Raw genomic sequence first — 23,669 nt, forward strand, 5'->3', positions numbered from 1 at the left:
AGAAGCTTATCTCATTATAGATAACCAGCCTTTTTTAATCGTTCCGTCTCCAGTGTCTATCACATAGAAATAAGTACCTGTTGGTAACATATCTCCTCTATTCACAACTCCGGAAACGTTCGCAGTTCCATCCCAAGTATTTTCATAATTTCTTTTACTGTATACTAATGCACCATATCTATTGAAGACTTTTAGTTCATTGTCCGGATAGGTTTGGATACAATCAATTCTGAAAAAATCATTTAGTCCATCGCTATTTGGCGTAAACTCGTTGTACACTGTTAAACAGGTCGGAGTAATTGTTGCTGTAGCGGTGTTATTGAGTAAATTAACATCCAGAGGCATTGAAACCACAATTTTTGCGACATCTAAATAATAATCCGCAGGTATTGCTGCTGCCATTTTGCCTTGTGGAGAACTACCCATTTTATTAGTGTTAACACTTAAAGGTGGTAATACCTCAGCTGTGATTTCCAGTTTTACGTTCTGACCTGAATTTAAAGTCGGTATACTCCACATTCCGGTAGAAGCCGTATATACACCTGAAGTCACAAATGCTCCGATAAAACGATAGCCGGCCGGTAAAAAATTATTAATCTCTACATTAATAAAATTCCCCATTCCTACGTTTCCTATTACAATAGTGAACATTACAGTATCTCCAAAATTTGCTGTAGGATTACTAACCACATTCGATATGGTTAAGTCTGAGCAGGTAGCTACTATTACATCTAATGATTTATAAGTATTATCATTACAGGTATTTAAATAGGCAACCTCAACTTTACCAGGACCGATATCGGACCAAGAAACTGTTACTGAGCCGTCTGATGCTCCTCCACCTGAAAGAATCGTTCCATTAGTAATAGACCATACGTAATTTGATTTTCCATTGGCAATTGAGTAGGTTACCCCGTCAAAAACACATGGTGTATCGTCACTAGCTGTGATCAGAACCAAATCATCATTAGAGAAATTAACTACAACTGCTAATCGTACAGCATTATTACAGCCATTAGTCATATTATCCTGTGCTGTAGCATAGTAAGTTCCTGCAACAAGAAGTGTTCCTGCCGGTAATACAGTTCCTCCAGTAGCTGAAGTATACCAGATAGCGCCTGTTTCATTAACCTCGATATCTTCTATCGTTGGATTTGCAGATAAACAGAACGTTTGTACTGGTTTTGAAGTTGTAATAATTCCTTGTGAATTTACATCTACGATCACTTCTAATCTATCCGGGTTTTCACAATTAACAGCACTTAAAACAGCACCGTAATAAGAACCGCTGGTCAAAGCTGTTGTCGATGGAATTATAGTTCCACCAGCAGGAGTGCTATACCAAACCACATTCGGTTCATTTACCTGAATACTGGCAACAGTCGGAGCATCAACAATACAGAAATTTTGAGTAACTGAGCTTGTAGTTGGCTTAGGACTTGGTTGTGCTACTGTAACTCTAACCTGTAATCTCACTAAGCTTTCGCAGCCGTTTGTGGCATCATAAATAGCTCCATAATACGATTGTGTTGTTAAGAGCGTATTTGCTGGAATTGGTGTACCACCCGAAGCGGTATAGAACCAAGCAACATTTGTTTCATTGACTACTATGTTTGCCACTGTAGCGGCAGCTGTAGAACAAAATACCTGTTGAGAGTTTGGTGTGGTCGGGTTATTCGGAGCTCCAACAGTAACTTGAACTTGTAATCTGTTAGCACTTGCACAACCCGTTACCGGATCCAGAATAGCTCCATAGTAAGTACCTGTCGTCAAGAGTGTTGTTAGCGGAATTACTGTTCCACCAACAGCAGTACTATACCAAACTACATTAGCCTGATTGGTTTTGATACTCGCAAATGTCGGTAAACTTAACAAACAGAAGTTCTGAACTCCTGCAGTTACCAATGTTGGCGTGCCCGGATCGGTTACGCTGATGGTAACCTGTAATCTTACCGCACTTTGACAACCTGTTGTTGCATCTAACAAAGTAGCATAATAAACACCACTGGTTAAAGCTGTTGCCAAAGCAATCGCTGTTCCACCTGTTGCAGTACTGTACCAAACGACATTAGTCTGAGTGGTTTGAATACTCGCAAACGTTGGTGCATTTATCAGACAGAAGTTTTGAGTTCCTGCTGTTACTAGTGTCGGTGTACCCGGATCGGTTACACTAATAGTAACTTGTAATCTCACAGCACTTTGACATCCTGTAGTAGTATTTACCAAAGCAGCATAATAAACACCGCTGGTTAAAGCTGTTGCCGGAGCAATCGCTGTTCCACCAGTTGCAGTACTATACCAAACTACATTAGCCTGATTTGTTTGAATACTTGCAAACGTTGGTGCATTTATCAAACAGAAGTTTTGAGTTCCTGCATTTACTAGTGATGGTGTACCCGGATCGGTTACACTGATCGTAACTTGCAATCTCACCGCACTTTGACATCCTGTTGTTGCGTCTAATAAAGCAGCATAATAAGTACCGCTGGTTAAAGCTGTTGCCGGAGCAATCGCTGTTCCACCAGTTGCAGTACTATACCAAACTACATTAGTCTGATTCGTTTGAATACTCGCAAAAGTTGGCGCATTTATCAAACAGAAGTCTTGTGTTGCGTCTGTCGTTGTTGGTGTGCCCGGATCGGTTACACTAATGGTAACTTGCAATCTCACTGCACTTTGACAACCTGTAGTAGTATTTACCAAAGCAGCATAATAAACACCGCTGGTTAAAGCTGTTGCCGGAGCGATAGCTGTACCTCCTGTTGCAGCATTGTACCAAACCACATTAGCCTGAGTAGTCTGAATACTCGCAAACGTTGGTGCATTTACCAAACAGAAGTTTTGAGTTCCTGCATTTACTAATGTCGGTGTGCCCGGATCAGTTACACTAATAGTAACTTGTAATCTCACCCCACTTTGACAACCTGTAGTAGTATTTACCAAAGCAGCGTAATAAACACCACTCGTTAAAGCTGTAGTTGGAGCAATTGCTGTTCCTCCTGTTGCGGTACTGTACCAAACGACATTAGTCTGAGTGGTTTGAATACTCGCAAATGTCGGTGCATTTACTAAACAGAAGTTTTGAGTGCCCGCATTTACTAATGTCGGTGTGCCCGGATCGGTTACACTAATGGTAACTTGTAATCTTACCGCACTTTGACAACCAGTAGTTGCATCTAACAAAGCAGCGTAATAAGTACCGCTCGTTAAAGCTGTTGCCGGAGCAATCGCTGTTCCTCCAGTTGCAGTACTATACCAAACTACATTAGCCTGATTCGTTTGAATACTCGCAAAAGTTGGCGCATTTATCAAACAGAAATCTTGTGTTGTATCTGTCGTTGTCGGTGTGCCCGGATCGGTTACACTAATAGTAACTTGCAATCTCACCGCACTTTGACAACCTGTAGTAGTATTTACCAAAGCAGCATAATAAACACCGCTGGTTAAAGCTGTTGCAGGAGCTATTGCTGTTCCACCTGTTGCAACACTGTACCAAACTACATTAGCCTGAGTGGTTTGAATACTCGCAAATGTTGGTGCATTTATCAAACAGAAGTTTTGAGTGCCCGCATTTACTAATGTCGGTGTGCCCGGATCGGTCACGCTGATCGTAACTTGTAATCTCACCGCACTTTGACAACCCGTTGTGGCATCTAATAAAGCAGCATAATAAACACCACTTGTTAGAGCTGTTGTCGGAGCAATTGCTGTTCCGCCTGTTGCAGCACTGTACCAAACGACATTAGTCTGAGTGGTTTGAATGCTTGCAAACGTTGGTGCATTTATCAAACAGAAGTTTTGAGTTCCTGCAGTTACTAATGTCGGTGTGCCCGGATCAGTTACACTAATAGCAACTTGTAATCTCACGGCGCTTTGACAACCTGTAGTTGCATCTAACAAAGCAGCGTAATAAGTACCGCTTGTTAAAGCTGTTGCCGGAGCGATAGCTGTACCTCCCGTTGCCACACTGTACCAAATGACATTCGTTTCATTCGTTTGAATGCTGGCAAAAGTTGGCGCATTTACCAAACAGAAGTCTTGTGTTGCATCTGTTGTTGTTGGTGTACCCGGATCAGTTACACTAATAGCAACTTGTAATCTTACGGTACTTTGACAACCTGTTATCGCATTTAGCAGAGCAGCATAATAAGTACCGCTGGTTAAAGCTGTTGTTGGTGCAATGGCAGTTCCTCCTGTTGCAACACTGTACCACACTACATTAGCCTGATTCGTTTGAATATTCGCAAATGTAGGTGCATTTACCAAACAGAAATCTTGTGTGGTATCTGTTGTAGTTGGTGTGCCCGGATTTGTTACACTAATGATAACCTGCAACCTTACTTTACTTTGACAACCTGTTGTAGCGTCTAACAAAGCTGCATAATAAACTCCGCTTGTTAAAGCTGTAGTTGGTGCAATGGCTGTTCCTCCTGTTGCAACACTGTACCAAACGACATTAGTCTCATTCGTTTGAATACTGGCAAAAGTTGGTGCATTTATCAAACAGAAATCTTGTGTAGTATCTGTTGTAGTCGGTGTACCCGGATCGGTTACACTTATAGTTACTTGTAATCTCACGGCACTTTGACAACCTGTTGTAGCATCTAACAAAGCAGCATAATAAGTACCGCTCGTTAAAGCTGTTGCCGGAGCAATGGCTGTTCCGCCTGTTGCAACGCTGTACCAAACGACATTAGCCTGAGTGGTTTGAATGCTTGCAAATGTTGGCGCATTTATCAAACAGAAGTTTTGAGTTCCTGCAGTTACTAATGTTGGTGTGCCCGGATCGGTTACACTAATAGTAACTTGTAATCTCACAGCACTTTGACATCCTGTAGTAGCATTTAGTAAAGCTGCGTAGTAAACGCCGCTTGTTAAAGCTGTTGTTGGCGCAATGGCTGTTCCTCCTGTTGCAACGCTATACCAGATAACATTAGCCTGATTCGTTTGAATACTTGCGAATGTTGGTGCATTTACCAAACAGAAATCTTGTGTAGTATCTGTAGTCGTCGGTGTGCCAGGATCAGTTACACTGATGGTAACCTGTAATCTTACAGCACTTTGACAACCTGTAACCGGATCTACAATACCTCCATAGAAAATTCCACTGGTCAATGCCGCTGTTGGAGCAAAAGCAGTTCCTCCACTTGTCGCATTGTACCAAACCACATTTGGCTCGTTTACCTGAATACTTGCGAATGTTGGTGCATTTACCAAACAGAAATCTTGTGTGACATCTGTTGTAGTTGGTGTGCCCGGATCGGTTACACCTATAGTAACTCGCAATCTTTCGTTACTTTGACAACCTGTGGTAGCGTCTAACAAAGCAGCATAATAAACTCCGCTAGTTAAAGCTGTTGTTGGTGCAATAGCGGTTCCACCTGTTACAACACTATACCAAACGACATTAGCCTGATTCGTTTGTATACTCGCAAACGTTGGTGCATTTGCCAAACAGAAATCTTGTGTTGTATCTGTAGTAGTCGGTGTACCCGGATCAGTTACGCTAATGGTAACTTGTAATCTCACAGCACTTTGACAACCCGTTGTAGCATCTAATAAAGCAGCATAATAAGTACCACTCGTTAAGGCTGTAGCCGGAGCTATAGCTATACCACCCGTTGCAACACTATACCAAACCACATTAGCCTGAGTGGTTTGAATGCTTGCAAACGTTGGTGCATTAACTAAACAGAAGTTTTGAGTTCCTGCAGTTACTAATGTCGGAGTGCCCGGATCGGTTACACTAATGGCAACTTGTAATCTCACAGCACTTTGACATCCTGTTGTAGCGTCTAACAAAGCAGCATAATAAGTACCGCTGGTTAAAGCTGTAGTCGGAGCTATTGCTGTTCCGCCTGTTGCCACACTGTACCAGACCACATTGGCCTGATTGGTTTGTATGCTCGCAAATGTTGGTGCGTTTACCAAACAGAAATCCTGTGTTGTATCGGTTGTAGTTGGTGTTCCCGGATCGGTTACACTAATAGTAACTCTCAATCTTTCGTTACTTTGACAACCTGTTGTTGCGTCTAACAAAGCAGCGTAATAAACACCACTGGTTAAAGCTGTTGTTGGTGCAATAGCGGTTCCTCCTGTTACAACACTGTACCAAACTACATTAGGCTGATTGGTTTGTATACTTGCAAAGGTTGGTGCATTTACCAAACAGAAATCTTGTGTAGTATCTGTAGTAGTCGGTGTGCCCGGATCGGTTACACTAATAGTAACTCGCAATCTTTCGTTACTTTGGCAACCTGTGGTAGCATCTAACAAAGCGGCATAATAAACACCACTGGTTAAAGCTGTTGTTGGTGCTATGGCAGTTCCACCTGTTACTACACTATACCAAACGACATTAGGCTGATTCGTTTGTATACTCGCAAAGGTTGGCGCATTTACCAAACAGAAATCTTGTGTAGTATCTGTTGTAGTTGGTGTACCCGGATCGGTTACGCTAATAGTAACTCGCAATCTTTCGTTGCTTTGACAACCTGTGGTAGCATCCAACAAAGCAGCATAATAAACCCCACTGGTTAAAGCTGTTGTTGGTGCAATGGCTGTTCCGCCTGTTACAACACTGTACCAAACGACATTAGCCTGATTCGTTTGTATACTTGCAAACGTTGGCGCATTTATTAAACAAAAATCTTGTGTAGTATCTGTAGTGGTTGGTGTACCCGGATCGGTTACACTGATCGTAACTAATAATCTCACATTACTTTGACAACCTGTTGTAGCGTCTAGCAAAGCAGCATAATAGGTACCACTCGTTAAAGCTGTTGTTGGTGCAATCGCTACTCCTCCAGTTGCTACACTATACCAAACGACATTAGGCTGATTGGTTTGTATACTTGCAAAGGTCGGTGCATTTACCAAACAGAAATCTTGTGTAGTATCTGTAGTAGTCGGTGTACCAGGATCGGTTACACTAATAGTAACTCGCAATCTTTCGTTGCTTTGGCAACCTGTGGTAGCGTCTAACAAGGCAGCATAATAAACACCGCTGGTTAAAGCTGTTGTTGGTGCTATGGCAGTTCCACCTGTTACTACACTATACCAAACTATATTAGGCTGATTCGTTTGAATGCTCGCAAACGTTGGTGCATTAACTAAACAAAAATCTTGTGTAGTATCTGTTGTAGTTGGTGTGCCCGGATCGGTTACGCTAATAGTAACTCGCAATCTTTCGTTGCTTTGACAACCTGTGGTAGCGTCTAACAAAGCAGCGTAATAAACACCAGTGGTTAAAGCCGTTGTAGGCGCAATAGCTGTTCCTCCTGTTACAACACTGTACCAAACTACATTAGCCTGATTCGTTTGAATACTGGCGAACGTTGGCGCATTTACCAAACAGAAATCTTGTGTAGTATCGGTTGTAGTTGGTGTACCCGGATCGGTTACACTGATCGTAACTAATAATCTCACATTACTTTGACAACCTGTTGTAGCGTCTAACAAAGCAGCATAATAGGTACCACTAGTTAAAGCTGTTGTTGGTGCTATAGCAGTTCCTCCAGTTGCAACGCTGTACCAAACCACATTAGGCTGATTGGTTTGTATACTCGCAAAGGTTGGCGCATTTACCAAACAGAAATCTTGTGTAGTATCCGTTGTAGTTGGCGTACCCGGATCGGTTACACTGATCGTAACTAATAATCTCACATTACTTTGACAACCTGTTGTAGCGTCTAACAAGGCAGCATAATAAGTACCGCTCGTTAAAGCTGTTGTTGGTGCAATCGCTACTCCTCCTGTTGCAACGCTGTACCAAACGACATTAGCTTGATTCGTTTGAATACTTGCAAAGGTTGGTGCATTTACCAAACAGAAATCTTGTGTGGTATCTGTAGTTGTTGGTGTGCCCGGATCGGTTACACTGATAGTTACCTGCAAACGAACAGAACTCTCACAACTGTTTAAAAGGTCTAAAACAGCACCATAATAAACTCCGCTCGTCAATGCCGCTGTTGGTGCAAAAGCAGTTCCTCCCGTTGCTACATTATACCAAACTACATTACTTTCATTTACCTGAATACTCGCAAAAGTTGGAGCATTTATCAAACAGAAATCCTGAGTAGTATCAGTTGTAGTTGGTGTATTAGGATCAATTATAACTATTGTCGCTTCCTGAAGTGTACCGGCAATATTTTCGCAGGTTCCATCACTGGAAACGGCCACATAATATATAATTGGGCTCAAGGCTTTTGTTAAGCCAGTTGCTGTTAAAACACCTGTGCCGCTTATTGCATAAGTAACTCCTCCAATAACAGCTCCATTTGTTATAGGCTGCGTTTTATTCGCATCCAAATACCACGTAAATACTGCATTTGTTAAAGTAGGTGCGGTTGGTGTCAAGGATGCCGGTACGTTATGACATATAGATGTACCATCAACCAGAATATCGGTCTTGATAGAAGGAGGCAGTATTGTAAATGTAATCTGTTTTCTGTCTATCGCTGCGGTTTCGCATAATTCATCTGAACTAACCCCTACATAATAAGTATAGGTTCCCGGTGTTAAACCGTTTACAATTAATTGAGCAGTTGTTTCTCCCGCAATTAACTGACTTGTTGTTCCATCAAAACTATACCAATAATATATCGGATTTGTTAGTACCGGAGTACCACTTAAGCCAGTTGCTAAAGTTACGGTTCCAGATGGAGAACAAATAGAAGTAACTGCTCCTCCGTTTAAAGTAATATTTGTTAAAGCATTTACCGGGCTTGAAGCTCTAACCTCAACGGTTACTTCTCCTCTTGTAAAAGCTTCACAGTTGTATCTTACCGGTTGTATATAATATTTATAAATTCCTGCCGCCAAGGTAGTCGGAATAGTATAAGAAATACCGGTTGCCACAACATTACCTCCTGTTGGTGCGTCATACCATTTATAAGTTGAACAAGCTACTTCGGGTATCTGGAGCGTGACCGCCGTTCCCGGACAGACCGTGACCTTATTATTTATGTCACCCCCTACTACTTTCGTATTGGCTACTCGGTCAACGGTATGAACTCTTAAATTATCCAGTACTCCCGCAACACCACCAAAACGAATTCTAACTCTGTCATAAGGTTCAGGTTGCGAATTCACTAAAACGATAGCCATTGAATCACCTGCTAACAATTTCAAACTTAACAAGGTGCTTGTATTGTCTATCGGAGTTCCAACCGCAACATCACCTAAATAACGTTGAATAGTAAATCCGGTAAGTAAATTAATTGCTAAAATAGTTCCCGGTTTTGAGATTACTATTCTTAAAGTATCACTTACTATTGAGGGAGTTTTAAATGCTACAGTTAAATCAGCCGCAGCAAGTGCCCCAACACCGCTGTACATAGTAGCAAAAGTACTGATATCGTTATCTGCTACATTCCATGCATCGCTAACACCCACTGTAGCAGTCAAAGCTCCTACTCCTAAATCTACTGCTCCATAATAAATATCCTGAATATCTCCAGGAGTACATGCTACAGTAGAAACTGATCTTGTATAATAAGCATCATATACTTTTGTGCTTTGTGCGACACTTACAAGTGATGCCATTTGAATTTTTATTCCATCATAATCTTGTGGTCCGGTACCATCACTTGGAACAAAAGTAAACTCGAAAGCACTGTCTCCTGACAATAGGTTCAACAATGATCCTGAAACCGTTTGAAAAGTTCCTATGTTTACTCCATTTTTAGTTCCGATCACAGATAGGTTTTGTCCTAAGGCCAAAAGACTTAATTCAGTTCCCAACTTAACCGTTACCGGAGTTCCTTTTACAATATTAGCCGGCCATTTCAAATCTTGCCAGGTAGTCCCAACTCCTAAAAGTCCAATTCCAGTTGTAATGGTAGAGTACGTTCGAGTACTTCCGTCAACGGCATTACCCGGATTTGAAACTCCTCCCGTTATATTAAACCCAAAGGTTTGTGTAGTAGCATAAACTCGTTCTGTTAATGATTGACAACTATTCAGGTCAATAACATTAATAGAAACAGTTCCGGTTCTTGTACAATTCGCATTACTTGCTACTACTGTATAAGTATAAATTCCAGGCGTGTTTAATACACCAGTTTCAAAGGCTGGTCCTACTAAAGCATTCCCTTGTGGATCAAACCATGCCAATGTTCCATCAGATACTGCGTTTAAAGCTACATTGCTTCCAGTATTCACAGATATCGAAGGCGTTACCACCAAAGTTGGTAAGGCATTGATCGTTACGGTTACCGTTTGTTTAGACGAAGGACAGGTAATTCCATTGCCCTGCGCTTGAATAGAGTAAACACCGCTTGTGCTTACACTTGCTGCAGCGTCTGCAGTTATAATCGCATTTGACGGATCATAAAAAGTATAAGTTGTATTTCCTGAAGTATCGAAACCAACTATTGCATCTTTCAAATTAACGCTTCCACATCCTTGTAGTGGAACTGCTATTAAAGTTAAACCTGTCGTTGTTGGATAGGTAACGGTTACCTCTTTTAAATTTCCTGCTTCATTTTCGCAATTGGTTGCATTCACAACGGAAATAAAATAAGAGTAAGGCGACGCTCCAGCTGTTAAACCACTAACCGTCAAAGCATAGGTAGTTGGATTTATTGCATAAGTCTCACCTGATCCACCGGTACCCGCGTCTAAGATTGGAATAGTCTTAGCCTGATCTCCGTAATATTTAAATTGTGCTCCGACCAAAGCTGATGTCGGAGAAAGTGTAACTACTCCGGCACAAGAAGCTTCAACAGGACTTGCAATTGTAATATTTGCAGCTGTTGCAAATGGAGATACGGTCACCGTAATTGGTTCACGAACGGTATTGATACAACCACCACGGGTTGCTTCTAGATAATACGTTGTTGACGCTGTTAAAGAAGGTGTAGTATAACTTGCCAAAGCAGAAAGCTCTATACCTCCGGTTGCGGAGTCAAACCATTTAAATGTTTCTCCTATTGCAGTTGTACTGGCGTTCAAAGTGGCCGTTTGTCCACTGCATATAGGTGAAGAAGCTCCTGTAACAGTTGCATTTTTATATCTAAATGATGCATCATAAATATTCAGACTGGTCAGAACAGTAGCAAGTCCGTTTAATTGAACTCGAACACTGGTAAAGGCACCACCAGCTGTAAAACTAGCTTTAAAACGATTTCCTCCTAATAGTTGGATATCCACAAGTGAACTAATAGAAATCTGATCACTATTAGGAACACCTGAATTAAAACTTTGTAAAGTGATATTGGAAAGAAGACTGATATCAAGAAGTCCGGTAGGAATTCCCAATTCAACATCTATAATATCACCTGATTGACCAGAAGTAGTGAACGTCAATGTTTGCTCAATATGATCTCCTAATAATCCCAAAGGAATGTTAAGTGTTGAAGCTGTTGTTACATCCCCATCGGCAGCATTTCCATCATTATTTGAGCTACATAATAAACATATTGTCGTTCCTCCTTTAGTAACAACCTCCGAATTGGCTTGCAGACAAGAACTAATTGAAGCACTTACTACAACATTAATAGGTGTTCTTACACTACTTATACAGCTGGAAAGAAGACCTCTCGCTGTAACATAATAAGTTGTATTTGCTGTTAGCACTGGTGTTACATAAGTACTTGTGGCAGTAGCTAATAATGTCCCGCCAACAGCTGCGTCATACCAATCAAATTCAACATTCGGTTCAGGACTTGATACCTGCAAACTAACACTTTGTCCGGACTGAATGATCACATTAGACGATGCCGCAATTGGAGCAGCCGGTAACGGATTAACAGTAACGTCGACTTGCGTTCTTAAAGCGCTTATACAACTGTTAATTCCCGCTTCTATATAATAACTGGTGTTTGCTGTTAAATTTGGTGTTACGAAAGAAGTTCCCGTAAACAACAAAGTTCCAGCCGCCGCCGCATCATACCATTTATAAATTGTACCAAGCACTGGAGATTGAATGGTTATAGTTGAAGTCTGTCCGCTACAAATACTTGCAGGAACAGCAGCCACTATTGGTGCCAGCGGATTATCAATCAATACTTGCACCGGCGAGCGCTCACTATTTACACAACCATTTCTGGTGATCTGTATATAATTAGTTACCGCCGAAGTCAAAGCCGGAGTAGTATAGGATGCTGTACTGGCTAATAAATTTCCTCCTGTTAAAGCATCAAACCAAGCAATTGTTTCACCAACAGCAAGACCTGCCGTTAATGTTGTGGTTTGTCCACTACAAATTGTTGTATTTCCGGTAACAGTAGGTACTTTATATCGGTAAGCAGCCTGATAAATATTCACACTGGTTAAAAGAGTAGCCAAACCACCTAATCGAACTTCGACACGGTCAAAATTGGCTCCTGCAGTTACACTGGCTCTAAATTTATTTCCTCCTAATAATTGTATACTTACTATATTATTAATTGAAACTCTATCGTTATTAAAAGTCGCTCCATTATAAGTAGCCAAACTAATATAATTCAATAAAGACAAATCAAGAAGACCAGAAGGTAATTCTAAATCAACATCTACAATATCTCCTGTTTTACCCGGATTATTAAATTGAAGCGTTTGTTGAACCCATCCGTTTACTAAACCAACAGGAACCGTTAGCTGTGCTGCTGTTGTAGCACTACCATCTACCGAATTGTTAGGATTTGTTGAAGTACATAATAAACAAAGTCCATTTAAAGTAGTGACCTGACTATTTGCCTGCAGACAACTTCCCGCTGGCGTACTTATAACGGTTACTAGCACAGGTACTCTGGTACTGCTCACACAACTACCTGTAGCACTTTGTGCCTCTGCGTAATACGTTTTAGTGGCTGTTAGTACCGGAGTAGTAAAAGTTGGAGAATTACTAGCCAGAACGGTTCCTCCGGTGGCTACATCATACCAATTTATAGTTACTCCCGGTTCTGAACTTGTTGCGCTTAATATTGCGTTTTGTCCTGATTGTATTGTTACACTTTGTGTTAAAACTGTAGGAAGCGCAGGGACTGCTGTTGACACCACATCAACTTGAGTTCGGGTTGAACTTAAACAAGAGCCTATAACTGCTTCTACATAAAAACTAGTAGTGCCCACCGAAACGGTTGGGCTATAGCTGCTTCCTGAAGCTAAAAGTGTTCCAGCACTTGCTGCAGTATACCAATTATAAGTAGTTCCTAAAATTGGATTTATGACCGATAAGGTGGTTTGCTGTGTACTGCCACTCGAACAAATTGCAGTTCCGGTTGTACTAATTACCGGTGCAACAGGATTCGAGACATTTACAACAACCGGTATCCTCTCATTACTTTCGCAACCTGCTGCCCTTGTAACTCCAATATAATAGGTTGTATTGGCCGTTAAAGCTGGACTTGAAAAAGAGTTCCCTCCTATTAAAGCCGTTGTAGAAGTTGCCGAATCGTACCATGCCAAAGTAGTTCCCACTGAAGGAGCTGCCGTTAATGTAATAGAATTTCCAGAACAAACAGTCTGGCTTAAACCGCCTGTCACTGTTGGGTCTGCAAACTCTAAACGAACATCATAAATTCTTAAATTGACTAAGGCACTTAAAACACCTCCCAGCTGAATTTGAACCTGATTGGCATCACTTGTCAGCTTAAACTTTAATATTCCGGTTGTATTACCCGGAAGCAAACTTAAATTAAGCAAAGGACTATCCATTGCAACACTTGGTCCTGCATTAGTGCCATTTAACTTAGCCTGAATGGTACCCGTAGATAACAATCCTAAACTAAGTAAGCCACTGCCGTTACCAATGTAAAAGACAATTTCATCACCAGCTTTAGCTGTTTGGTTCAAGACCATTGTTTCCTGGACCGAACACAAAACCCCGACGACCGTATTCATAGTCGTAAAGGTGGTCAAACCGGGATCATTGTCGAAAGCCGCCGTAGGATTAGTTATACTTGAGCCAACACATATACCAGAAATACCATTCGTTTGTGATACTGGTCTACAGAATGTTTGCGCAAATGTTTTATTGCATAAAAACAATAAAAATAATAGTCCTAACAATCTCTTCATAAAATGGAGATCATAAAAAGTAAAATTTTTTTTCATAATTTGGAAGATTAGAAAATGGACAATAAAATACCTCTTGCGATAAGTACGTATACTTAGGCAATTCAAAAAAGCACTAATAATCAATTGATTAAAACAAAACCTAAAGCCTTAAAAATTAAGGACTTAAAATCTATTTCTTAAAAAAAATAATATTGTAATTTGGTTAAATTAAATATGCTGCCGAGCATTTCTTATTCAATGTGAATAAAAAACGGACTCAAAATTTTTTGGAATACTGACCTGGATCAATCTTCCCTATGAAGTGATTTGTTGTAGTATTAATTTTCAGCGATGAAAATTATAAGCTTGTGAAGAATTGGGGAATTCTTTAAAATATTTGGTATGTTTCAATCACTATAGAAAGATGATTAGGCCTTCTATAAACTTCTTTATTTAGAGTTGACTCTAAAAAATTGAATACATTAATTTTAATAAATACTATTTCTTAATTAAAGAAATATCATTAGCATAAAACTGCTAATTAACAAACCGCTGACTGGGGTTTGAAAATACAAAATTGACGTAACGGGAAAATCTTTGGAAAAAGTTTACAATCCAATCAAAATTAAGAATCGAAGACGTCTTACTTTTAATTCTGTAAATAAAGAGTAAAGCTAGAATAATAAAAACACCAAATGTAAACTCGATAAAGAAAGTAAATGTCAATTCCATAAGCAGATTAATTTAAGTTATTACTAAAATCTTCAAATTTAAAATCCTGCAAAAAAAACATAAAATTGTAACCTGTCTCTTCTTTAATGAAGTAATCAGATTACTTACTATTTAATAGGTATTTTTGAAAAAGTACAAAAAAGCATTTTGTTTAACTTTCACTACTTAAAATTATAAAAAAGGAAAATATAAAACAAGTATGTTTTTTTGAGTATACTATACTAAATTCATACTAATGAACAAAGAAATGCTCTAAATGGCATATAAATCAATAGTTTTTATACCAAAAGCGACTTCGTTTAACGTTAAAAAAAATAAAAATAGTTTTACTAAAACACAAAAAGAAAGTAAAGTATTACAAATAAAACTCGACGATTGATCAGAATAACAGCTAAAGTGCAAATTTGAAAAGTAAAACTTACAATTTAGCTCTAAAAACAGGTTGTATTGCATATTTCACAAAAAAGCAGGTAGAAATACGGGGTAAAAAAAGAAAAAAAGTTTAAACAAAAGTTAAAAAACCAAAAAAAGGTAAACAATTTAACATCAATCGTTTACCTCCTCTATACTTTCAGTACTTTCTAAATGGTTATGATTCTATAATCGTATTGATTTGTTTAAATAATTGCCCGTCACTTAAAAAAGCACCTTGCTGAATCAATTCAAAAATAGAAGCATTTCTGTCTTCTGTAAACACCTTTTTTCCAACTTTCATTTCAATATTATCCGTAAACATATTGTCACTCAACCATTGTAAACCCTCTTTGGTCAGAAAATCAGTTTCAGGAACCAATGCTTTTAAAACTATTGATTGCACATGCGTTTCGAAACATTGAAACAAAAAGATATGGTTTCGGGAAAAATGCTCCAAGAATTCAGCTCTGGATAAAACACCTTCCCAGATTAAATCTGAAAAAACATCCAACTCCTGTTCTGCAACTTCAGGTTTGTTTTCTTTAATAGAATCCCACTCTGCTTTATCAATAGTTTGCGTGGCCAAAAAGTTTGAAAATTCTGCGTGTAGCTCGTCAAATTGCTCTTTTGTTAATCTTGCGTATTTCATTATTATTTTTTCAAATTAAACCCCTCTAAATAGCTTTATAAACGTCTAAATTTTTAAACAAAAAAAGCCCCCTCAATTGAGGGGGCAAATTTACAATATCTTTATTCGATTAGAAAATATATCTAACACCAAATTGCATTTGCCATCTGGAGTTCAGACTGGCATCGTAGCTAAATGTTTTTGTTTGTGTATTGGTAAAGGTATAAGTTGGCGTATTTCCAACAACAGAAACACCGATAGGCTGAACACTTGTAGGCACCTGAACAACTCCCCAATCCGAATTAAGCAAATTTCCAACATTCAAAATATCAATACTAAACTGGATGGTATTCTTTTTTTCTGAGGCAGATGAGACTTTGAAATTAAAATCTTGTAAAATTTTCATATCCCATTTCCCTCTCCACGGAGAAATTGCGCCGTAACGTTCTGCATATTCTCCTCTCCTGTCTCTTAAATAATCATCCTGCTCAATAAATTTATCAAAAGCAGCTCCTTGTGCAGCTCCTCCCGTAAATGTCATTAGTCCTATTTCAGCAGTCGTTGGGATATAAATCAAATCATTCACTCCCGATCCGTCGTTATTAATGTCTCCTCCATAGGTATAACTAAAACGTCCCCCTCTGGCATATTCAAAGAAAGTAGAAACTGTCGTAGCCCATTTATCGCGTCCGTATTTCCATTTTTTTGATGCTACACCAATAAAACGGTTGTTATCTCCATATTTAGAATTAGAAAGCACATCCTTATTTACATTTCCTAATGCAGGATTAAAAGCAAATGCATCTCCCGTAATCTCTGCTTCAATAGAGTTCACATCTTTAGATACTAAATAATTGTATGCTACACTGGCATAAAATCCATTCTCAAAAGTTTTCTGAAGTTTAATCGAACTATTAAACGCAAATCCTTTATTGGAATTTCCCATTACGTAGGCATTGTTTGTTCCCTTATCAGCTGCTGTATAAATTAGTCTGCTGTCAACACCACCTAAAGTTCCGGTCGGATCTTTTAAACCCCAGTTTTGTACGTGAACACCATTAATATCTTTGTTATAAGACATATCAAGAGTTAAAATATAATTCCCTTCAAATTTATGATCATAACCTACACTGGTTCTCCAAACTTGCGGCCATTTATAATCCGGATCCATAATCTGCAAAAAGCTATCATCAGCACCACTTACCTGATTCCCTAGCCAAACAAAAGGAATTCTACCTGTAAAAATCCCCGATCCTCCACGAAGCTGTGATGTTGCATTACCACTTACATCCCAGTTAAAACCAAGTCTTGGCGACCACAAAATTTTATCACTAGGCAAATTGGTAGAAATTAACGGCGTCACTTGTCCGTTTGACGGGTCATAATATTTAATACTATAATCTCTTCCTGCTCCGCCATTATCCGTATCTATATATTTCTGAATCAGATCTGCGGTATTAAAATACAAAGGTTTATCAGCTCTTAATCCTATTGACAATTTAAAATTATCCGTGATACTCCAATCATCCTGTGCATAAAAAGCCCATTGTCCAACGTTTAATTCTGCTAATTTCCAACCATGATCTTCACCGGCTTTAAAATTCCCTTTAGAATTATACGTATCTATTGCATATTGCATGTTCTGAGCTATGATACTTGTCGCATAGGGTTTAGCTGCATCATCCAAAAAAGCCTGCGTTGTAAAATAAGGCGTAAAGAAAGTCCCTGCATACCCATTTGGATTTCCAAAATTATCATAACCGGCTAAATTGAAAGAATTCTCGAAGTTGAATTTCTCAAAAGAAGTCCCAAAAGTAAACACATGACTTCCATTAATATAGGTCAGGTTATCTGTAATCTGAATTACTCTTTGTTTAAGTGTATTGTTGATAGAAAAAGGTTCATGACCTGCTATAATATAATTTGATCCCGATCCGTCCTGGATATTAATAACCGGAGCAGGAGATGAAAACGGATCTCTAAAGTCGTTAAAATAAGTATATCCTGCCTGAAGTTTATTAGAAACAGATTCACTGAATTTTGAATTTAGTTCCAATAAAAAAGAGCTCAGCTTATTGTTGATCTGATAACCTGCATTCTGAAATTGAAGAATAGAAGCATTTGGACCTCTGAATCCTAAAGCAGTTGGGTGTGCCGGTTTATCTTTTGAAGCATCAAGAAAATTGTAAATAAGCGCCAGTTTATGATTATCCGTAATATTCCAATCCAACTTGATAATTCCTTTTGTTGAATTTGATTCATGAATAAATCCCTGATAAGCACCCGGATTGTAATTAAAATTATTACCATTGGCGTCTTTTAAATTCATCAGCGCATTTGATACTGCAATTAAATCGGACTCTAAAACTCTGGATTCATTGATTCCGGTAACTCCATCATTATTGTTAGCGATAAAGTTAGAGCCTAAATCGTTTCTTTTATCAATTTCGAAATTCCCGAAAATGAATAATTTATCCTTAATAATCGGAGCACCTAAACTAAACCCGGCCTGAGTTTGTTCTAAAGAGGGTACAAATATTTTTTCTCCTTTTATTTTACTTCCCGTTAAATCCTGATTTCTATAAAATACATAAGCAGTACCATGATACTCATTACTTCCGGATTTGGTAACAGCATTTACAGAAGCCCCTGTAAAACCGGATAAGGTAACATCGTAAGGAGCAGTCGCCACCTGAATCTGATCGATTGCATCTAATGAAATAGGCTGAGCATTGGTTTGCCCACCCGGAGTTGCGGCGTCAAGTCCAAAAGGATTATTAAAAATCGCTCCGTTTAAAGAGTAATTGTTATACTGATCGTTTCTACCTCCAAAGGATCCTCCGCTGGCAGTTGGTTCCAATCGAGTAAAGTCTTCTGCTGATCTCGAAATGGTAGGCAAGGCGGTTAACTCTCTTCTGCCAATTGTGGTTTCAGCGCCTGTTCTTCCACTTTGAAAAACTTTATTTTTAGACACTACTTTAACTTCTTCCAAAGCTTGGCTTTCGCTGGCCAAAAGAACATCTAAATTAAAAACTTTCCCTAAATCAAGATAAACATCATTGTACTCTTGATTCTGATAACCAACAAAAGTGACAATAATCTTATAGGGGCCGCCAATTCTCATGTTCAAAATATTAAATCTTCCATCTTCATTAGACAAAGAAGAGTACTTTGAACCCGTCGGAGTATGAATCGCCAGGATCGTAGCTCCGGGCAACAGTTCGTTGGTTGAACTTTTTACAATACCCTTGATACTCGATGTTGTAGTCTGCCCTAAACCAACAGTAAGGCTGAAAACACATAACAATAGTGCAAATAATTTTTTCATTTTCTTGGTTTTGTGTGAGTTATAATCTCAAAATTAACCAAAAAAAAATCACTCCGAGGAGTGATTCTTATATTTTATTAACAAAAAGTTAACGGTCTGTTATTTCTCTGCAATAATTTCGTACGCTAATTCAACAATAACATCTCTGTGTAAACGGATGCTAGCTGCATATTTTCCTGTACGTTTTACGATACCACTAGTGATGAATTTTCTATCAATAGCGTTACCAGATTTAGCTAATGCGTCAGCAATATCGATGTTTGTGATAGAACCAAAAAGTTTCTCTCCACCAGCTTTAGCAGTAAGTTTAATCTCTAGAGCTTTTAAAGTTTCAGCTAACGCTCTTGCATCAGCAACAACTTTAGCTTCTTTGTGAGCTCTTTGTTTTAGGTTTTCAGCTAATACTTTCTTTGCAGAAGGAGTAGCTAAAATACCGAATCCCTGAGGAATTAAAAAGTTACGTCCGTAACCTGGTTTTACTGATACTACATCATCTTTAAAACCTAAGTTTTGTACGTCTTGTTTTAAAATAAGTTCCATGTTGTTGTCCTTATATTTTAGAAGTTAGGTTCCGTTTTAACGGGAAACCAACAACTGAGTTTTTAAATTATTTTAATAAATCGGCCACGTATGGCATTAAAGCTAAGTGACGTGCTCTTTTCACAGCTACAGACACTTTTCTTTGGTATTTTAAAGAAGTTCCAGTTAAACGACGAGGAAGAATTTTTCCTTGTTCGTTAACGAATTTCAATAAGAAATCAGCATCTTTATAATCGATGTATTTGATTCCTGATTTTTTGAAACGACAGTACTTTTTAGTTTTGTTAGTTTCAATGTTTAAAGGCGTTAAATATCTGATATCTCCGTCTTTTTTTCCTTTTGCAGATTGCTCTATTGTAGACATAATAATTAAGCTTTAGTAGATTTTAATTTAGTTCTTCTTCTTTCAGCCCAAGAGATCGCATGTTTATCTAAACTTACAGTTAAGAAACGCATAATTCTCTCATCACGTCTAAATTCAGTTTCAAAAGCAATTAGGACTTCTCCAGCTACTTTGTACTCAAATAAGTGATAAAAACCACTTTTTTTGTTTTGGATTTCGTAAGCCATTTTTTTAAGACCCCAATCCTCTTTAGATACCATTTCAGCTCCTCTACTAGTAAGAAATTCTTCAAATTTCGTTACTGTTTCCTTCACCTGAACCTCAGATAAAACGGGATTTAAAATGAAAACAGTTTCATAATGATTCATAAATACAATATTTATTTGTTAAAATTGGGTGCAAAAGTAGACATTTTATTTATATATCCAACACTTTTTTACGTTTATTCGTTGTAAAGCAAAAAATAAAATCTAAATTTAGTTTTTTTACTAAAATAATAATATATTTACTACTGCTATCCTGAATTTATTCTAAATTTGAATGTTATGAAACTAAACTGTGTTGTTGTAGATGATAGTTCTATACAAAGAACCATTATCGCCAAACTAGTCAATAATCACCCAGGTTTGCATTTAATCGGTGACTTCTCGAATGCGATTGAAGCCAAAAGTTGTATCTCTTTAAATAATATAGATTTAATATTCCTTGATATTGAAATGCCTGTTATTAACGGTTTTGACTTCCTTGACGGACTAAAGTCCAAGCCGCAGATTATATTCATTACTTCCAAAGCTGAATATGCTTTGAAAGCTTTTGATTATGATGCTACCGATTATCTTCAAAAACCTATTGCCGTAGACCGTTTTAATGCCTCCGTAAAAAGAGCCATTGACATGCATCTGCTTAAAAAAGAAGTAAAAGAAGAAGAAGGTGAACATATTTTCATCAAAAGTAATCTTAAGAAACTTAAAATTTTTACTGCGAAAATCAAATGGATTGAAGCTTTTGGAGACTACGTAAGAGTAGTAACCGAAGACGACAGCAATTTGGTTCTTTCTACAATGAAATCTTTTGAAAATGATTTATCAAAAGACAAGTTTATTCGTGTACACAAGTCCTACATCATCAATATCGATAAAGTAGAACGATTTAACAGCAAATTTGCAGAAATAGGAATCACAAAAATACCTTTAAGCAGAAACAAAAAAGAAGACTTAGTGAAAGCTCTTTCTACTTCGTCTTAATTTTAATAAAAATCGACGTTTATTACCACCTTAATAGGTCGGTATTGTCCAACCGCTTCAAAACTATTCAGCATTTTCTGAATAGTTTTTTTTGTACTTCCCAAAGGCAGATTTTGCGGAATTTTAATTAAGATCGTTCTGATGTATTCGTTCCTTATTCTGTTTATTGCAGGTTCTTCAGGACCCAGCACAGGCATATTGAGGTTTTGACTCAACACCTGATACAACCACATTGAACCTTCCTTTAATTTATCAAAATCGCGATGCTTCAAAGTCAGCTTAATAATTCTAAAGTAAGGCGGATATTTATAGATCTGACGATCGTATAATTGTTCCTTATACATACCTATATAATTATTAGTCGTTACCTGTTGAATGGTATTGTGATTTGGATTATAGGTTTGAATCACCACTTTCCCTTGTTTTTCGGCTCTTCCGGCTCTTCCGGCAACCTGCGTCATCATTTGAAAACTGCGCTCGAAAGCTCTGAAATCCGGATGATGCAACATATTATCCGCATTCATAATCCCAACCAGACTCACATTATCAAAATCCAAACCTTTGGCCAGCATTTGAGTTCCTACCAAAATATCAATTTCCCGATTCTTGAAAGAGTCAATAATTTTTTCAAAACCAAATTTACCACGGGTGGTATCCTGGTCCATTCTTCCGGTTTTAGCTTTCGGAAAAAGAGATCCTAATTCTTGTTCAATTTGTTCGGTACCAAAACCTTTTGTAGTCAAATCAATACTCGAACAACTATGACAATGTGTAGGTTTAGCAATTGCATAACCACAATAATGACAGCGCAACTGGTTTTTATGTTTATGATACGTCAGACTTACATCGCACTGCTGGCAATGCGGAACATGCCCACAAGTAAGACATTCTATTACGGGTGAATAACCACGTCTGTTCTGAAACAAAATCACCTGTTCCCCCAACATTAATGCTTCGGATATTTCTTCGAGCAGCACATCACTAAAATGCCCTGTCATTCTTTTTCTGAAATGCTTGTCTTTCAAGTCAACCAAAACAATATCCGGCATTCGAACATTATTGTAACGCTCCGTAAGGGATACCAAACCGTATTTTTGGGCTTGTGTATTAAAATAGGTTTCTATACTTGGTGTTGCCGATCCCAACAACACTTTGGCTTTATGAAAATTAGCCAGCACTACAGCCGAATCTCTGGCATGATATCGTGGCGCAGGGTCTGTTTGTTTGAATGTCTGCTCATGTTCTTCGTCTACAATTAGAAAACCTAAATTGACAAACGGCAGAAACAAAGCCGACCTTGCTCCTATCACAATCTGTGCTTTAGCTGCATTTTCTAATGTTTGCTTCCAGACTTCTACCCTTTCATTATTACTGTATTTTGAATGAAAAACAGCAATTTTATCGCCAAAATGAAATCTCAACCGCGAAACCAATTGTGTTGTAAGCGCAATTTCAGGTAACAAATACAAAACCTGTTTCCCGAGTTCTAAATACTCTTCAATTAATTTTATATAAATTTCAGTTTTACCGCTGGATGTCACACCATGAAGCAGACAAACGTCTTTCTCGGCAAAAATTTCTTTAATCTCAGTAAATGCCTTGTTTTGAACTTCACTCAACTGCAATTGACTCTCTGAAGCTTTTCCCTGATACGTAACACGATCTTGTTGTAGAAAATATTCTTCAAAAATCTCTTTTTCAATGAGTGTTTTCACCATCGCCGATGTAGACTGTGAAACTTCAATCATTTTTTTTACGGTAACCGGCTTCTTTTCTGATGCGGTTAACTGGAAATAAGCCAGTACTACTTCTTTTTGTTTATTTGCACTCTTCAACACTTCCAGTAGCTGTCCCAAACCTTCGTCTGTTTCATATTTACTGTGTAATTTTACATATCGAACAAGCTTCGGTTTGTACCCTTCTTTTATCTCTTCTTCTAAAACGATGATGTCTTTATCCAGCATTTTTTGAAGCACCGGAAAAATACTTTTTTTGTTTAAAATCGAAATAATATCCTGAACCTTCAAAGAACTCTGTTGCTGCAAAGCTTCATAGATCAGGAATTCCTCATCAGAAAGTTCGTTTTGATTGACTGAAACAGCTGCTTTATGCGAAATAATTGTTTCACTTTCTAACAATAATCCACCCGGAAATGCACCTCTGTACACATCACCAATACCACACATATAATAATCTGCCACCCAAAGCCAGTGTTTTATCTGGGTTTCGGTAGCAATAGGTTTTTCATCTAAAATCTGGTGGATTTCTTTGGCTTCATACAAAGTCGGGGCATTTTCATGGACATCGAGAACCAGTGCCGTATAAACTTTGCTTTTACCAAAAGGCACCGCTACCCTCATTCCTTTTTTAATAAAATGAAATTCTGCCTCAGAAACCCTATATGTAAAAGTTTTAGCTAAGGAAAGCGGTAAAATAACTTCAATAAAATACATCGAT

At 38.3% G+C, this 23,669-nt stretch carries 8 protein-coding genes; 1 reads left to right on the forward strand and 7 read right to left on the reverse strand.

Features of this window, described 5'->3' with window-relative positions; genetic code table 11:
• Positions 1 to 6: 6 nt before the first annotated feature.
• The 6 genes from ACHRV3_RS12940 to rpsF form a co-directional block, all read right to left on the reverse strand.
• Complete coding sequence (locus tag ACHRV3_RS12940) at positions 7 to 14,040, reverse strand: gliding motility-associated C-terminal domain-containing protein (RefSeq protein WP_395434969.1); 14,034 nt, start codon at positions 14,038 to 14,040, stop codon at positions 7 to 9.
• 1,264 nt (positions 14,041 to 15,304) lie between these two features.
• Entirely contained in the window at positions 15,305 to 15,778 is a 474-nt protein-coding gene (locus tag ACHRV3_RS12945) for a DUF6495 family protein (RefSeq protein WP_047775811.1), read from the reverse strand.
• A gap of 109 nt (positions 15,779 to 15,887) precedes the next feature.
• Positions 15,888 to 19,085: a TonB-dependent receptor gene (locus ACHRV3_RS12950; protein WP_047775813.1), complete on the reverse strand. Its 3,198-nt coding sequence runs from the start codon at positions 19,083 to 19,085 to the stop codon at positions 15,888 to 15,890.
• A gap of 99 nt (positions 19,086 to 19,184) precedes the next feature.
• Positions 19,185 to 19,625, reverse strand: coding sequence for a 50S ribosomal protein L9 (rplI, locus tag ACHRV3_RS12955; RefSeq protein ID WP_047775815.1), 441 nt, complete (start codon positions 19,623 to 19,625; stop codon positions 19,185 to 19,187).
• Positions 19,626 to 19,692: 67 nt separating this feature from the next.
• A complete protein-coding gene (rpsR, locus tag ACHRV3_RS12960) occupies positions 19,693 to 19,989 on the reverse strand; it encodes a 30S ribosomal protein S18 (RefSeq protein WP_002987043.1) in 297 nt (98 codons plus the stop codon).
• A 5-nt stretch (positions 19,990 to 19,994) separates the two neighbouring features.
• Entirely contained in the window at positions 19,995 to 20,336 is a 342-nt protein-coding gene (gene rpsF, locus ACHRV3_RS12965) for a 30S ribosomal protein S6 (protein WP_047775818.1), read from the reverse strand.
• A gap of 177 nt (positions 20,337 to 20,513) precedes the next feature.
• On the opposite strand from rpsF, the gene ACHRV3_RS12970 reads away from it, so the two are divergent.
• On the forward strand, positions 20,514 to 21,212 hold the full coding sequence (locus ACHRV3_RS12970) for a LytTR family DNA-binding domain-containing protein (RefSeq protein WP_026729423.1): 699 nt from the start codon (positions 20,514 to 20,516) through the stop codon (positions 21,210 to 21,212).
• 2 nt (positions 21,213 to 21,214) lie between these two features.
• Here the strand turns inward: ACHRV3_RS12970 and priA are convergent, their stop codons facing one another.
• A complete protein-coding gene (gene priA / locus ACHRV3_RS12975) occupies positions 21,215 to 23,665 on the reverse strand; it encodes a primosomal protein N' (RefSeq protein WP_395434970.1) in 2,451 nt (816 codons plus the stop codon).
• Positions 23,666 to 23,669 lie beyond the last annotated feature (4 nt).

Origin of the sequence: Flavobacterium sp. FlaQc-49 (assembly GCF_044005985.1) — a bacterium.
Lineage (GTDB): Bacteria > Bacteroidota > Bacteroidia > Flavobacteriales > Flavobacteriaceae > Flavobacterium > Flavobacterium cupriresistens.

Bases quoted from the DNA above. Each gene is read 5' to 3' on its own strand.
- rplI (WP_047775815.1), bottom strand. From the start codon at position 19,625: ATGGAACTTATTTTAAAACAAGACGTACAAAACTTAGGTTTTAAAGAT.
- ACHRV3_RS12950 (WP_047775813.1), bottom strand. From the start codon at position 19,085: ATGAAAAAATTATTTGCACTATTGTTATGTGTTTTCAGCCTTACTGTT.
- ACHRV3_RS12945 (WP_047775811.1), bottom strand. From the start codon at position 15,778: ATGAAATACGCAAGATTAACAAAAGAGCAATTTGACGAGCTACACGCA.
- rpsR (WP_002987043.1), bottom strand. From the start codon at position 19,989: ATGTCTACAATAGAGCAATCTGCAAAAGGAAAAAAAGACGGAGATATC.
- ACHRV3_RS12970 (WP_026729423.1), top strand. From the start codon at position 20,514: ATGAAACTAAACTGTGTTGTTGTAGATGATAGTTCTATACAAAGAACC.
- rpsF (WP_047775818.1), bottom strand. From the start codon at position 20,336: ATGAATCATTATGAAACTGTTTTCATTTTAAATCCCGTTTTATCTGAG.
- ACHRV3_RS12940 (WP_395434969.1), bottom strand. From the start codon at position 14,040: ATGAAAAAAAATTTTACTTTTTATGATCTCCATTTTATGAAGAGATTG.
- priA (WP_395434970.1), bottom strand. From the start codon at position 23,665: ATGTATTTTATTGAAGTTATTTTACCGCTTTCCTTAGCTAAAACTTTT.